At 69.5% G+C, this 14,130-nt stretch carries 12 protein-coding genes; 5 read left to right on the forward strand and 7 right to left on the reverse strand.

Annotation, left to right across the window (positions count from 1 at the left end; translation table 11 throughout):
• The first annotated feature begins 28 nt into the window (after nucleotides 1–28).
• The 5 genes from fliM to P0Y52_02250 all read left to right on the forward strand — a co-directional run bounded on the left by fliM (nucleotide 29) and on the right by P0Y52_02250 (nucleotide 4,569).
• Nucleotides 29–1,030 (forward strand): flagellar motor switch protein FliM, encoded by a 1,002-nt coding sequence (gene fliM / locus P0Y52_02230; GenBank protein ID WEK59427.1) that lies wholly within the window; start codon nucleotides 29–31, stop codon nucleotides 1,028–1,030.
• Between the two features lies 1 nt (nucleotide 1,031).
• Entirely contained in the window at nucleotides 1,032–1,610 is a 579-nt protein-coding gene (locus P0Y52_02235) for a DUF6468 domain-containing protein (protein ID WEK58379.1), read from the forward strand.
• A 165-nt stretch (nucleotides 1,611–1,775) separates the two neighbouring features.
• Complete coding sequence (locus P0Y52_02240) at nucleotides 1,776–2,726, forward strand: hypothetical protein (GenBank protein WEK58380.1); 951 nt, start codon at nucleotides 1,776–1,778, stop codon at nucleotides 2,724–2,726.
• A gap of 84 nt (nucleotides 2,727–2,810) precedes the next feature.
• Entirely contained in the window at nucleotides 2,811–3,050 is a 240-nt protein-coding gene (locus P0Y52_02245) for a DUF3297 family protein (GenBank protein ID WEK58381.1), read from the forward strand.
• Nucleotides 3,051–3,132: 82 nt separating this feature from the next.
• On the forward strand, nucleotides 3,133–4,569 hold the full coding sequence (locus tag P0Y52_02250) for a M28 family peptidase (GenBank protein WEK58382.1): 1,437 nt from the start codon (nucleotides 3,133–3,135) through the stop codon (nucleotides 4,567–4,569).
• A gap of 506 nt (nucleotides 4,570–5,075) precedes the next feature.
• Here P0Y52_02250 and P0Y52_02255 read toward each other — a convergent pair.
• The 7 genes from P0Y52_02255 to P0Y52_02285 all read right to left on the reverse strand — a co-directional run bounded on the left by P0Y52_02255 (nucleotide 5,076) and on the right by P0Y52_02285 (nucleotide 14,038).
• Nucleotides 5,076–8,912: an autotransporter domain-containing protein gene (locus P0Y52_02255; GenBank protein WEK58383.1), complete on the reverse strand. Its 3,837-nt coding sequence runs from the start codon at nucleotides 8,910–8,912 to the stop codon at nucleotides 5,076–5,078.
• A 258-nt stretch (nucleotides 8,913–9,170) separates the two neighbouring features.
• Nucleotides 9,171–9,803 (reverse strand): isoprenylcysteine carboxylmethyltransferase family protein, encoded by a 633-nt coding sequence (locus tag P0Y52_02260; protein WEK58384.1) that lies wholly within the window; start codon nucleotides 9,801–9,803, stop codon nucleotides 9,171–9,173.
• Nucleotides 9,804–9,814: 11 nt separating this feature from the next.
• Nucleotides 9,815–10,462, reverse strand: a complete 648-nt coding sequence (locus P0Y52_02265) for a hypothetical protein (GenBank protein WEK58385.1) — start codon at nucleotides 10,460–10,462, stop codon at nucleotides 9,815–9,817.
• Between the two features lie 25 nt (nucleotides 10,463–10,487).
• Nucleotides 10,488–11,240: an SDR family NAD(P)-dependent oxidoreductase gene (locus P0Y52_02270; protein WEK58386.1), complete on the reverse strand. Its 753-nt coding sequence runs from the start codon at nucleotides 11,238–11,240 to the stop codon at nucleotides 10,488–10,490.
• On the reverse strand, nucleotides 11,230–11,928 hold the full coding sequence (locus tag P0Y52_02275) for an iron-containing redox enzyme family protein (protein WEK58387.1): 699 nt from the start codon (nucleotides 11,926–11,928) through the stop codon (nucleotides 11,230–11,232). The genes P0Y52_02270 and P0Y52_02275 overlap by 11 nt, the downstream gene beginning before the upstream one ends.
• 8 nt (nucleotides 11,929–11,936) lie before the next feature.
• Nucleotides 11,937–13,355, reverse strand: a complete 1,419-nt coding sequence (locus P0Y52_02280) for an AMP-binding protein (GenBank protein ID WEK58388.1) — start codon at nucleotides 13,353–13,355, stop codon at nucleotides 11,937–11,939.
• Nucleotides 13,352–14,038 (reverse strand): thermostable hemolysin, encoded by a 687-nt coding sequence (locus tag P0Y52_02285; protein ID WEK58389.1) that lies wholly within the window; start codon nucleotides 14,036–14,038, stop codon nucleotides 13,352–13,354. The genes P0Y52_02280 and P0Y52_02285 overlap by 4 nt, the downstream gene beginning before the upstream one ends.
• Nucleotides 14,039–14,130: the final 92 nt, after the last annotated feature.

Below are 14,130 nucleotides of genomic sequence, written 5' to 3' on the forward strand. Positions count from 1 at the left end.
CGGCGGCGCCGCCGACCTGGGAGAGGACATGGGCGCGGCCCTGTCCGAGCGCGTGCTGAACCAGGACGAGATCGACAGCCTGCTGGGCTTCGACATGGGCGACGGCGACGACTCCGAAAGGAGCGGCATTCGCGCCATCATCAACTCGGCCCTGGTCTCCTACGAGCGCCTGCCGATGCTCGAGATCGTCTTCGACCGCCTGGTGCGGTTGATGACGACGTCCCTGCGCAACTTCACCTCGGACAACGTCGAGGTCAGCCTCGACACCATCAGCTCGATCCGCTTCGGCGACTATCTGAACTCGATCCCGCTGCCGGCCATTCTGGCGGTGTTTCGGGCCGAGGAGCTGGACAACTACGGCCTGCTGACGGTCGACAGCAATCTGATCTACTCGATCGTCGACGTCCTGCTGGGCGGGCGTCGCGGCACGGCGGCGCTGCGCATCGAGGGGCGGCCCTACACCACGATCGAGCGGGTGCTGGTGCAGCGCATGGTCGAGGTCATCCTGAACGACGCGCGTCAGGCCTTCGAGCCGCTGACCCCGGTGCACTTCACCCTGGACCGGCTGGAGACCAATCCGCGTTTCGCCGCCATCGCGCGCCCGGCCAACGCGGCCATTCTGGTCAAGCTGCGCATCGACATGGAAGACCGCGGCGGTCGAGTTGAGCTGCTGCTGCCCTATTCGACGCTGGAACCTATCCGCAAGATGCTGCTGCAGCAGTTCATGGGCGAGAAGTTCGGCCGCGACAACATCTGGGAAGGCCACTTGGCCACCGAGCTCTGGACGACCGAGACCGAGGTCCGCTGCGTTCTGGACGAGCAGCAGATCCCGCTGTCCCAGGCGCTGAACTTCAAGGTCGGGGACACCCTGATGCTGAACGTCTCGCCGGATTCCGAAGTGTCGGTGCGGGCGGGCTCCATCCCGCTGACGACCGGCAAGATGGGCCGCAGGGGCCAGCATATCGCCGTGCGGGTCGAAGGTCCCATCAACCCCGACATCGCCGCCAACCTGAGCCGAGGGAAACGCTGACATGACCGGCATCATTCTCGATTCCATCCTCATGCTGCTGCTGGTCGCGGCCATCGGCTACGGCATCAAGCTGGAGAAGAAGCTCAAGGCCCTGCGTGACGGCCAGCTGGCCTTCGCCGGGGCGGTGAGCGAGCTGAACTCGGCCGCCGGGCGCGCCGAACAGGCGCTGGCGACGCTGCGCGCCTCGGGGCACGAGACCGACCTGCTGCATGACCGCATCATCAAGGCTCGCGCCGTGAAGCAGGAGCTGGAGGTGCTGATCGCCCGCGCCCCCGCCGGTCTGCCGCCGCGCACGGCGCAGGTTGAGGTTCGCGAAGAGCCGGTGCTGGAGCTGAACACGCCGACGTCGCAGGTGGCGCCCCTGCTGGACGACGAATCCCGCGCTCGCCGCATGGCCTCGCTGATGGAGCGGATCGAAGGCGCGCGCGCCGTGATGAAGGCGCCGCCGGCCCGTCCGGCCCCTGCAGCGCCCGCCGAAGCCTTCGCTCCGGTGCGTCAGGCCCTGGCCGCTAACCATGCTGCGCAACAGAGCCTAAACCGCGCCCGTCGTAGCCTGGACGAAGACCTTTTCGCTGCTTGATGCATTTTTAGACCCCTATGCCTGACGCGCGGCGTCAGGCGGCTTGAGGGGAAGTTTCGTTTTTTGCCCTATGTCCGAGGCGCGGCCTCGGACGACTTGAGGGGCGAAGTGTTTTTGTAGCCCCTATGCCTGGCGGTGTCTGAACCGCCTTACCGAGTGCCGCCGATGAGCAAGCTGCCCCGCCTTCTGCCCCTGATCGCCATCGCCATCGGCGGGGTCGTGGCCGTGCGCGCAGCGGGCGTGGCGCCGGAGCTGTTTCAGGGGGCGACCGCCTGGGCTCAGGAAGCCGTCACCGCCGAGACGCCGGGCGAGGGCGGGGGGGCTGCGGCGCCCAAGCCGGTTGCCGCCGTCTGCGCCCTGACGCCCGAGCAACTGGCCCAGCAGGCGGGAATCTCGCCGGCGGAACTGCGCATCATCCAGTCCCTGTCCAAGCGCCGCGACGCCCTGGACGCCCGCGACGCCGACTTCGCCACCACCCTGCCGCTGATGGTCGCCGCCGAGCAGAAGCTGGACGCCAAGCTGCAGGCGCTGGAGGCCCTTAAGGGCGAGATCGCCACCTTGGTGGGTCAGGTCGACGAGAAGGAAAAGGCCGAGACCGACCGTCTGGTCGCCGTCTATTCCGCCATGCGGCCCAAGGAGGCGGCGGCGGTGTTCAACAGCCTGGACGACAGCGTGCGCCTGCCCGTCGCCGCCGCCATGCGGCCCCGGACCCTGGCCGCCATCATGGCCCAGATGCCGCCCGCCGGCGCCCGCGAACTGACCGAGAAGCTGGCCAAGCGCTTCCAGGCCCAGCAATACGCCGCCCGCGCCGCCGCCGCGACGGCGGGCGCGGCGCCCGCGACCCCGGCTGTGGTTCCGACGACGGCTCCGGCCGCGACGCCTGCGCCCGCGCCGACCCGCACGGCGGCCCCGGCGGCGGACAAACCGGCTACGGCGCAACCGGCCGCCCAGCCCGCGCGTCGTCCTGCGCCCCGTCCGGCCGCGCGCCCGGCCGCCCGTCCGGCGCCCAAGCCCGCGACGCCGGCCGCCGCCCCCGCCGAGGCCGGTCCGCGCGCCTATACGCCGCCCGCCGCCGACGCCGCGCCGCCCGCCGCCGCGCGCCAGTCGGTTCAGTAGTCAAAGCGCCTCGAACAAAGGCGCGGTTGGCATACCGTCCGCGCGCCGCTATTCAGCGCGCTTCGATTTATGCGAGAGCCTTCCATGTCCGACGCCCTGCCTGACCGCCTTTCGGTCGATCCCGACAGCCCCTTCCACGACGCCGACCTGTTGGCGCGCGGCATCGGCATCCTGTTCAAGGGCGAGGAAAAGACCAACGTCGAGGAATACTGCGTCTCGGAAGGCTGGGTCCGTCTGGCCGTCGGCAACCGCGTCGACCGTCGCGGCAAGGCCCTGACCGTCAAGCTGCAAGGCCCGGTCGAGCCCTTCCTCAAGGGCGAGTGATTTTGGCGGGGGCCTGAGGCTTTCGGTCGCAGGTCCCACCCGCTAACGTGCCGCCTCTTTGAGTGAGTCTGGGAGGCGCTCCATGTCGTTCAACGCCCGTCTGATGGCCGCCAGCGCGATTGCGCTGGGCCTGATCGCCACGCCGGTTCTGGCGCAGGACGCCAAGACCATTCGCGCCGCCGAGCAGGTGCGCGACCAGGCGCTGCAAGCCAACATCGCGCTCGACTACGTCACCCAGATCACGACCCGTTTCGGCCCCCGCCCCGCGGGCTCGCGCTCGGAACAGGCGGCCGCCGACTGGGCCGCCGACTACATGCGCGCCCACGGCTTCCAGAACGTCCGCATCGAACAGTTCCCTCTGGTGGGCTGGGAGCGGGGCGAGGAGAGCGCCGAACTGCTGGGCGCCCGTCCGCAGCGTCTGGTCGCCGCGGCCCTGGGCCATTCCATCGCCACGCCGGCGAACGGCATTGAGGCCGACATCGTCTTCTTCGACGGGCTGGACGCCCTGCTGGCCGCGCCGGTCGGTTCGCTGAACGGCAAGATCGCCGTGGTTGACGGCGGCCAGATGGTGCGGATGCAGGACGGCTCGGGCTATGGTTCGCTGTCGCGCATTCGCGGCGTCGGTCCGACCGAGGCCGCCAGGCGCGGCGCCGTCGCCTTCGTCATGCGCTCGGCCGGTTCGGACGAGCACCGCATGCCGCACACCGGCACCACCCGCTATGTCGAGGGCCGGGTGCCGCTGCCGGCCTTTGCGCTGAGCGCGCCCGACGCCGATCAGATCGCGCGACTGGTGAAGATGGGCGAGCCGGTGCGGCTGCGTCTGAAATCCACCGCCCACACCTATCAGACCCGCAGCCAGAACGTGATCGGCGACATCGTCGGCGCGACGCGTCCGGACGAGATCATCGTTCTGGGCTCGCACATGGACAGCTGGGACCTGGGGACCGGGGCCATCGACGACGCGGCGGGCGGGGGCATCACCCTGGCGGCGGCCAAGGCGATCGCCGAGCAGGGCCGTGCGGGCCGCACCGTGCGCGTGGTCCTCTATGGTTCGGAAGAAGTGGCCCAGCCGACCGACACCGGCAACGGCGGCGGCGCCTATGTCCGCAACATCGGCGCGGCGGGCGTGGAGAAGCACGTCATCGCCGGCGAGAGCGACTTCGGCGCCGACCGCATCTACGCCCTGGGTCTGCCGCCCGGCGCGCAAGGGTCCGACTTCGCCAAGATCGCCGCCGGGGTATTGCGTCCGATCGGCGTCCTGCCGTCGAACGAGCCGGAACTGCACGGCGGCGTGGACATCGGGCCGCTGGCGGGCGTCGGGGTGCCGGTCTTTGGTCTGTCGCAGGACGGCACGCGCTACTTCGACCTGCACCACACGGCCGACGACACCCTGGACAAGATCGATCCGGCGCAGATGACCCAGAACGTCGCCGCCTGGGCCGCTCTGGTGCGTCTGATCGCTGATTCCGACGTGGACTTCCGGGCCATGCGCCCGGCGGCGCCGGCGGCGGCCCACTAGCAAACCCGGCGCCTGCGAGCCAAGGCGCGCCTTGGCTCGCAGGCCAGAGGTGGCTATAGATTCCTCTCGGCCCGCGGGCGTGGCGAAACTGGTAGACGCAACGGACTTAAGCTGAGGATTGAGTGCGCCGGGGGAAATCCCGGACGTAGAACCGCTCAAATTCGGGGAACCCTGTGAAATGGCGATCCCGAGCCAAGCCCGTCATTCGTGACGGGAAGGTGTAGAGACTAGACGGGCGGCGTCTAAGGCCTTTGCGGCTATGACGAAGGGATAGTCCAGACCACGAACGCCAATGGGCGGCGGCGAAAGTCGAAGTGGTATGAAAATCCGTCGGGCATTGCCCATGCCGGTTCGAGCCCGGCCGCCCGCACCACCGAACCTGATCCCCTGAACTCAGCCCCGCCCAGGCGCCGCGGCGCCTTCGCCGCGTCGGCGCCGCCTGATGGCGAAGCCGCCGGTCCGAAGGTGCGGAGCCTCCAGCGCGACGCCGGAGGCTCCGTTGCGCCTTAGAAGGAGACGCGGACGCCGATGCGGCCCGTGTAGGTCCTGTAGTTGTCGCCGGCGTCGGCCCTGGCTTCGACGAAGCCGCTCAGGCCGCTGTTGGAGGTGAAGGTCACGCCCAGCTGATACTGGCCGTAGGCGTCCACCGCCGTGTTGTCGAAGGCCTTGGCGGCGGCGCCCGAGATGAAGCGCACGCCGTCTTCGCCGGCCAGTTCCTGAACCAGGTGAGCGCCCAGATAGTAGGCGAGCTGGCCCTGGGCGAGCGCGGCGGCGCCGCCGAGGCGGGCGCCGGCCCGGGCGCGAAGGCCGTCAAGGGCTTCAAAGTCGATCACCGCGCCCTGGGCGGACAGGTTGTCGAGGTCGGTGCGGCTGTAGGCCAGGCTGACCAGGGGCTCGAAGAAGAACGACCGGGTCTGGAACTGGCGGTTGAAGCGGGCGCCGGTCTCGACCTGCAGGCCGTAGCCGTGGCCGTCGAGGTCTTCATCATAGCCCGCCGTGGCGCTGCGAGCCTGGATGTCGATCAGGTCATACTTGGCCAGGGCGTTGACGAAGACGCGGCCGCGCTGGGCGCCCGCGTAGAGGCCCACGTTCAGGCCCTTGTAATCGGCGCGGTCGGCCTTGTCCCGGAACTCCAGCGTCGAGCTGACATAGCCGCCGGTCAGACCATAGGTCATGCCGGTTTCGCCGAGCCGGCCCATGTCGAAGCCCATCTGACCGCCGACATGGTCCTGGGTGTAGGACAGGTCGACGGCCTGGTCGGCGCGGTTCAGGGTTTCGTCGCGCTTGTCGACGGCGCCATAGATCTGACCCCAGACGCGACCGGAGGCGGGCGCGCCTTCGGTCGGATCGCGCAGGGCGGCGGTGTGGGCCGACCAGGCCTCGGCGGACTGGCGCCACAGGCTCTGGGCGCCCTCGCTGAGCTTCAGCGAGCGGAAGACGGCGTCGCCCTCGGTCACGGCGATGAAGAAGTCGTCGGCCACGGCGTCGTGGCCGAGGCCGTAGCGGGAGAAGCCGATGTTCGTGGCGCCCGGCGCCATGACGAAGGCGCCCGACGCCGAACCGCCGGCGGCGTCGACCAGTTTCAGAACCTCGCCCGGGGCCAGTCTGGCGGCGGTCTTGTAGTTCAGGCTGATGGTGGTCGTGCCCGTGGCGCTGCCGCCGACGACCAGTTGGTCATAGGCTGCGCCGCCAGCGGCGCCGGCGTCCACGTCGAGCACCAGGCGCCCGCCCTGGCCCTCATAGTCGCCGGAGATCGTCAGCACGTCGTCAGCGCGACCATTCCCCAGGTCGATGGCGCCGGCGTTCACGAAACGCTCAAGGCCGGCCAGGGTCGCGCGGCCCTGAGTCGTCACCAGGCCGGTGTTGACGAAGCGGTCGGCGCCTCCGCCGAAGTTGCTGACACCGGACAGAGCGAAGCGTCCTGTGTTGTTGATGATGGCGTCGCCGCCGCTGAAATCGACATTGCCGGTGATCAGGCCGCTGTTGCTCAGCATGACCTCGCCGCGCGCGGAAATCGTCGAGCGCCCGCCCTGATTGATCGTGCCGGCGTTGTTGATCGTGACGGTCGCGCCTTGGGCGATGACCGTGCTGACGCCCACCGAGGCCGGGCTGGCGCTGAAGGCGGTCGAGTTGACGCTGGGAGCGCCGCTGGTCAGGACGCTGGCGGCCTCGATGTCGAGGCGGACGGCGCCGTCTGTGACGGCGTAGATGGCGCCGGCCCTGGCCGATGTCACCTCGCCCCTGGTCACGACGGCGATGTCGCCCGCCGTGCTGGTGGCGAAGATGGCGAGGTTGTCCGCATGCACGGTGCGCGCCGTCACCGACACGTCGCCGGTTTCACTGCGGCTGTAGACGCCTAGGCCGCCCTGGCCCGTGGTCGAGATCGCATTGGCGTTGATGACAACGCCGTTGATGCCCTCGGCGCGGATGCCCGTGCTCCGGTCGCCCGTCGTCGTGACGCGGTCGGCCGTGATGCTGACGTCGCCCATGGTCGTGGCGACGACGCCGGCGCTTTCGAGGCCAGCGGTCGATATGGCGCCGGTGCTGACGATCTTGATCGTGCCCGTCAGGGCATGGATGGAGAGCCCCGCGCTGACGTCGCCCGTCGTCGTCAGGGTGGCGGCGTTGCGGATGTCGATCTTGCCGGATGTGGTGCTGGCCTCAACAACCTGGCTGTCCGTGCCCTGGGTGGAGATTTGGCCTGAGAGATCCAGGACGATGTCGCCTGAGCTCGTCAATATATTGAGTGCGTCGCTGTACGTTCCGGCCGTGGCGACCGCGCTGAGATCGGCGATGATGTCGCCCCGGGTGGCCCGCGCCAGAATGCCGTAAGCTTGGTCGCCGGTGGTCGAGATCTGGCCGCGATTGGTCAGGGTGACGTCGCCGTGCGCGGCCGCGAATTGATCGCTGCCGGTCGAGACGCTTATCCCCCTTGCAGCGTAGCCGTCTGCAGTGATCACGCCCCGGTTATCGATGGCGATCGCGCCGGACTGGCTTTGCGCATTGAGACCGTAGGCTTGATCGCCAAGGGTGATGATCTGGCCGGACGCACTGTTGGTCAGGTCGAGGGCTCCGTCGATCGAAACCGCTTGCACGCCGTTCGCCAAGTCCGCCGTCGTGGAAACGAGACCCTGGTTGTCGATGACAATGGTTCCAGATTCCGTCTCGGCCTTGAGGCCGATGGCGTACAGGCCTGTGGTGGCGGCGCTGCCGGTGTTGAGAATGGTCAGGGCGCCCGAGAGATTCCTGCCCTCGATGGCGTGGGCGCTGGCGGCCGTTGTCGAAATCTGGCCTGAGTTGGCGATGTTCGCGACGTTCGCGGCGTAAACCTGAAGGCCCAGATCCTGGGCGACGACGTCGGCGCTGTTCCTGAGCGTGACCGATCCCAGGTTGCTGACGGCCCGAGTACCGGAGCCAAGGGCCGCTGAAATCGTCCCCGAGGTGGAGAGATCCACCTTGCCCGCGGAGAAGGTGTTGACGCCCACGGCGACGCTGCCTTGGCCGGCGACTGAAACCGAGCCGATGACGGCGGTGATGTCGCCGACGTAATTCTGCAAGCTGACCCCAGCGGCGCCTGCGCCGGCGGTCTGGACGGAACCGCCGATGATTGCGGAGAGGTCCCTTTCATAGACGATGGCGGCTATGCCGTGGGAGGCTCTGCCCGAGGTCAGGATGTCCCCGTAATTTTCGATCAGAATGTCGCCCCTGAGGCCGACGCTCCACACGCCGGAGCTGTTGTCACCGTGGGTGGTGATGGACGAGCCGGCGGCGTTGAGGATCCTGACCGCGCCGCTTTCAGCTAATACATTCACGGCCTCGCTCTGGGCCCCGTTTGTGGTGATGTCGCCGGTATTGATGACGGTGTGATCGCCCAACCGCGCGGTGGCGATCCCTCTCGCGAGCTCGCCGTACGTGGTCAGGGAGCCGTTATTCGTGACCGATATCGCGCCGCCGAGGCCCGCCAAGAAAATCCCGTTAGCGCGGACCCCGGATGTGACGATGTCGCCGTTCTGGTTGACCGACACTTCACCGTTCTGGGTGGAGACGTGGAGGCCCCCTGCGTTGTCCAGCGAGGTCTCAATCGCGGCGTCGGCCGCGATGTTGAGCGTCACCGGATCCGCGCCGTTCACGTAGTCAATGGTCCCGGGGTGGAAGCCTGAGCAGGTGACCACGCGATCCGCCAAGCCGCAATGCGGGGGGGTGGAGGCCATGACAGGGCTGGTCAGGGCCATCGCGGCGCCGACCAGGGCCGAACCGATCTGGAGGCGAGAGCGCAGCGAGAGGGTTTTGCAGGGCGCTGTTTCGGAGTTCGTCGTGGTCGACAGGTGCGAGAGGGGGGGCATTGGCGTTCCAGGCTGGGTCCTCGGCTGCTCGAAACACGGAATCGTGCGTCTGCCCGTCGGATGTCGCAGCGCAGATGCTGGTGGGGGTGTTATTGAATGGTGAAGCTTGCCGCTCCTGGTTGTGGAGCATTGCATTTCGCCGTCGGAGGGTCGCCGTGGCGGGACGAGGCGGCGGCCGCGATCCCGTCTCTGGGAACCGGGGCGCCGCCCCTTGTCGGAGGCCTTGAGGGATCGCCGTCCGAGCGCGGACGCCGGCCGCTAGAAGAGGCCGATCGGCCAGCCGATCAGGCCGGCCGCTTGCAGGCGCTCGATCCCCTCCATGACGGGAATGGCGGCCAGCAGGGTCAGGCCGTCACGCAGGGTGCGAAGGAAGAAGACCGGACGGACGGTCAACTCCTCTGCATCGCGCCAGAGGGCGGGGTTGGGCCAGAAACGCGGGGTGCGATTCCGGTAGGCGGCGTAGGTCGCGCCGAAATGCTCGGCGAGCCAGGCCTCCTCGCGCCCGACGGTGCGCAGGAAGACCACGACCGTCGCAAGAGCGAAGACCGCGCCGATGACCAGGCTTCCGGTCTGGGCGCCGACGCCGAAGGCGCCGATGAAGCTGAAGACATAGAGGGGGTTGCGGGTGATCGAATAGGGGCCGCGATCGACGATCTCCGCCTTCTTGCGGCCCCCGATGTAGAGCGAGCACCAGGCGCGTCCGACGATGGCGACGACGATCAGCGCCAGGCCCAGGGCCTCGACCCCTTCGTGCCATTCGCCGTGGAAGGCGGCGACCGAATGGACGCCGGCGGTCAGGCCGATCAGCGCCAGCAGCATCAGGCCGGCAAACCATTTGCGACGACGCTGGACGATGTGGAGGGACAGGGGCGGGGTCTGCGCCTGGGTCATGGTGAGGCGGCTCAATGATGTTGCTGGGCGCGGGCGAGCAGGGCGCGGGCCTCGGCCTTGCGTCCTCGGTCGGCGGCGGCGCGGCCGGGGCGGGCGGGCGCGTCGACGGCCTTTTGCAGATAGGCCTGGGCGCCGGCCCAGTCGTGTTCGCGCACCAGCAGGTCGCCCATGAAGAAGTTGGCGTCGACATCGTTGGGGGCCATGGCCAGGCCGCGTTGCAGATAGGTGCGGGCGCGCTCGCGATTACCGAAGCCGATGGGGGCGCCCGGGACCTGGGCGTAGAGCGAGCCGAGCGAGACATAGACGGCGCCGTTGAGGGCGCGCGGGTTGATCCGCTCAGCCTGTTCCAGCTCGGTGCGGGCCTCGCGCACCAGGCCGAGCGCGCCGAGGCCGCCTTTCAGGCCCGCCTCGGAGGCCGTGATGATGGCGTCCCAGATCAGGGGCTCGGCGCGGTTGGGGCACTGGGCGACGACGGCGCCGGCCTGGGTGTTGAGGCGCGCCATCTCGGCGGCGCGACCGCTCTGGGCGACCTCGAAATTCACATGGTCCCAGGACTGCTGAAGGCCACGCACGCGGTCGTCGCAGGCGTCGGCGCGGGCGATGGAGGCCGTCGTCAGCGGGACGGCGATCAGGGCGAGAGCGAACAAGGCGTGTTTCATGGGGGTCTCCTCTCCTTTTGGGGGGTCAGTCTGCGAACAGGGCGCGGGCCTTGAGGTCGTTGGCCTTGAGGGCGCCGTCGATCAGGCCGGGCGCCAGGCCGTTCAGCCGGACGAACAGGCTTTCGGGGAAGCCGAGATAGACGTCGCGGCGGTCGGCCCGGACGGCGGCGACGATGCGTTCGGCGATGGGATCGGGATCATCGAGCGCCATGCCTGTGAGGCGCGCATATTCCGCCACCCTGGCGGAGTTGAAGGGCGTCGCCACGGCGCGCGGCGCGACATAGGTGACGCTGACGCCTGTGCCGACCAGTTCGCGGCGCAGCGATTGACTGAGCGCCCGCATCCCGGCCTTGGCGCTGGAATAGGTGGCGAAGTGGGCGAAGTTGATGGAGCCGAAGATGGAGCCGACGTTGGCGATCTGACCGCAGCCGCGCGCCTTCATGCCGGGCAGGACGGCCTGGGCGAGCCGGGCGGGCGCCACCAGGTTGACCATATAGGTGGCCAGCAGATGCGCGGGCGACTGTTGTTCCAGCGGCCCGAAATGCTGGACCCCGGCGATATTGATCAGGATGTCCCAGGGGCGTTGGGCGACGGCGCAGGCGAGGGTCTCCAGGCCCTCGGCGGTCGACAGGTCGCCGACCAGGGTTTCACGATCCGCCACAGGGGCGCGGGCGACGATGACGACGCGCCCGCCTTCGCGGAGAATATGATCCGTCACGCGGCGGCCCAGCGCGCCCGAGCCGCCGGTGACGAGGATGTCGCGATCCCTAAACTGCATCGGCCGCCTCCCGATCCGCGACAGGGGCGGCCTCGGGGCCGGCGTGAGGGATGGAGGCGAAGACGCCGCCGAACAGGCCGAACATCACCCGGGCCATGTGGAGGATGGCGGCGCGGTCGGCGCCGTCCGACACCCCGTCCAGAAGCCGCTTCAGAAAGAGGATGTGGTCCTGATCCAGCGCCCCGTGAGAGACGAGATAGGTGAAGGCGGCGGGCGGCAGGCCCAGGCTTTGCTGCACGGCCTCGGCGCCGACGCTGGCCAGCTGGATGCTGGTGCCCTCCAGGACATAGACCATGCCGAAGAAGGCCATGGGATTGCCCCGGTGAATGGCGTCATAGGCGTAGGCGACCATCAGCTCGGTCGCGATATTGGGCCCCTGGCGCACGGTCTGGGCCGGGTCGCCGCCGGCGGCGCGGATGTCGTTGAGGATCCACTGTTCGTGACCGGTCTCCTCGGCGATGTAGTCGTCCAGCGCGGCCTTGAAGACGGCGTGGTCGTCGTCGAGCCGGGCGCGCGCCGCCTGCATCAGGGGCGCCGTGTGGCGGACGTGGTGATAGGCCTGCTCCAGATAGGCGACATAGGCGTCGCGGCTGATGCGGCCCGACAGACCGTCGCGGATCTGGGGAATGGCGGCGAAGGCCGCGCGCTCGGCGGCGGTGGAGGCGACCAGGTCGTCGAAAAAGGACATGCGGACTCTCAGGCGGCGGGGGAGGGAGCGTAGGCGCGACGCAGGGCGTCTCGCCGTGGACGACCGTTGGCGGTGATCTGGCCGGCGGCGGGATCGAAGGGCGGGACCAGCCGCCAGTCACCCAGACGGGCGTAGTCCGGCAGACGCTGGTTGGCGCGGGCGACGGCGGCGTCGACCTGGACGGGGTCGGCGCCGGGCAGGGGCACGATCAGGGCGGACAGCGCGGCCTGGGCCTCGCCCAACACCATGGCCTGAAGGATCTGCGGCTCGGCCAGCAGCTCGCTCTCGACCCACTCCGGCGCGATGTTGCGGCCGAAGGCGGTGATCAGGGTATTGGCCTTGCGGCCCTCGATCCGCAGCCGTCCGTCGGCGTCGAAGGCGCCGATGTCGCCGGTGCGAAGCACCTGGGGCGCAGGGGCCCCGCCGACATAGCCGAGGAAGGGACGGGGAGAGACGAGGATCTCGCCGTCCTGCGCCAGGGCCAGCTTCAGATGCGGCAGGGGCCGGCCGACCGTTCCGGGGCAGGCGTCGTCCGGCCGGTTGAGGGCGACCACCGATGCGCATTCGCTGAGGCCGTAGCCCTCCACGACGGGCAGGCCGGCGGAGGCGGCGGCGGATAGCAGGGCGGGCGACACGCGCGCGCCGCCGACGGCGATCATCTCCAGCCGATGATCCAGCCTCAGCGCGCCCTGGGCTGCGATCAGGCCGCGCAGAAGTTCGGGCACCAGGATCAGGGTGGTGGCGCGGGTCCGGGCGACCGCGGTCAGCAGCCGGGCGAAGTCGGGCCGGAAGGCCTCGCCCATGCCGACCTCGACCAGGCTGGCGGCATGATAGCGCCCGCCCGCCAGCAGGGAGGCGTAGAGGCCGGCGACGTTCTCCAGCAGGACGGCGAGGGGCAGGACCGGCATGTGCAGGCCGGCGCGATCCTGACCCAGAACGGCGACTAGGGAGGCGGCGACCGCCTCCATCTGCGCCTGGGACAGGCAGACCCCCTTGGGCGCGCCGGTCGAACCCGAGGTGTAGGTGATCTTGGCCGTGCCGGGATGCAGGGGGCGGGCGGGAAGGCCCGTCGGCGTCAGACGAAGGCGGGCGTCGGCGACGACGAGATCGTCGGGCCCGCCGGGCGCGATCAGCAGACCGGCGCCGGCGTCGGCCAGGGCATGGTCGCGCTGGGCCGGGGTGAAGAAGGGCGGGATGGGCACGCTGGGCCGTCCTGCGAGAATCAGGGCCAGGTCGGCGACGACCCAGGCCGGGCCGTTGTCGAGCAGGACGCCGACCGGCGTGTCGGCGTCGGCGAGTTGCGCGGCCAGGCGACCGGCCTCGGCGAGCAGGGCGGCGGCGGACAGGGCGACGTCGCCTCCGCTCAGAACAATCTCGTCCGGCGCGCGCTCGACGCGGCGCCGCAGGGCGTCCAGAACGGCGCTCATGAGCGGTCCTCGTAGTGCAGGCGGGTGCGGACCGCGCGACCGACAGGGGCCTGCTCGGCGAAGTCGTGCAGCGGCGCAGTCGCGGCCTTGATCGATCCGGCCAGCACGATCGGGTCGGTCTGATAATAGGCCCCCCAGCTGCCGCCGCCGTCGGCGAGGCGGTCGGGATCGGCCCGCGCGATCTGAAGCGTGCCGAGCCCGGCCTTGTGGAAGATGCGGCGCAACTCGCTGGTCGCCACGGCGACGGCGAAGGTCCGCCCTTCATGCTGGAGGTGGCGCGCCAGGGCGGCGAACAGGAAGACGGTCGCGCCCTGTCCGCTGGAGGCCAGGCTGCCGATCTCGACCACCTCGGCGCGCGGAACGGCGGCGCCGATGGCCTGGCCGAGGACGGTCTCCACCGGCGCCTCGAGATAGTGTTCGAGAAAGAGGGAGTCTTCGGCAGCGCAGCGGAAACCGACCGCTGCATAGAGGGCGCCCGTCTCGTCCTGCACGCTCATCAAGGTGGGATAGTGGGTGAGAATGCGGCTGCCGTAGGCCTCGGCATAGGCCGCCTCGATGAAGCGCTCGACCCGCCGCCGCTCGTCGCGGGAGGGATCGTCGAAGCGGGTGATGCGGGCCGACAGGGTGCGACGAGGACGGCCCGGAGGCGCGGCGTTGTCTGACGAAAGGCGGACAGGGAACATACGGGCCTCGGACCAGGGGTCTGTGGGCCTGAGACGACGCCGCGCGACGCCGCCCTCAAATAATTTTCGCGCCGGTTGCCCGAAGCGACGCA

It is taken from the genome of Candidatus Brevundimonas phytovorans (genome assembly GCA_029203145.1).
GTDB lineage: Bacteria > Pseudomonadota > Alphaproteobacteria > Caulobacterales > Caulobacteraceae > Brevundimonas > Brevundimonas phytovorans.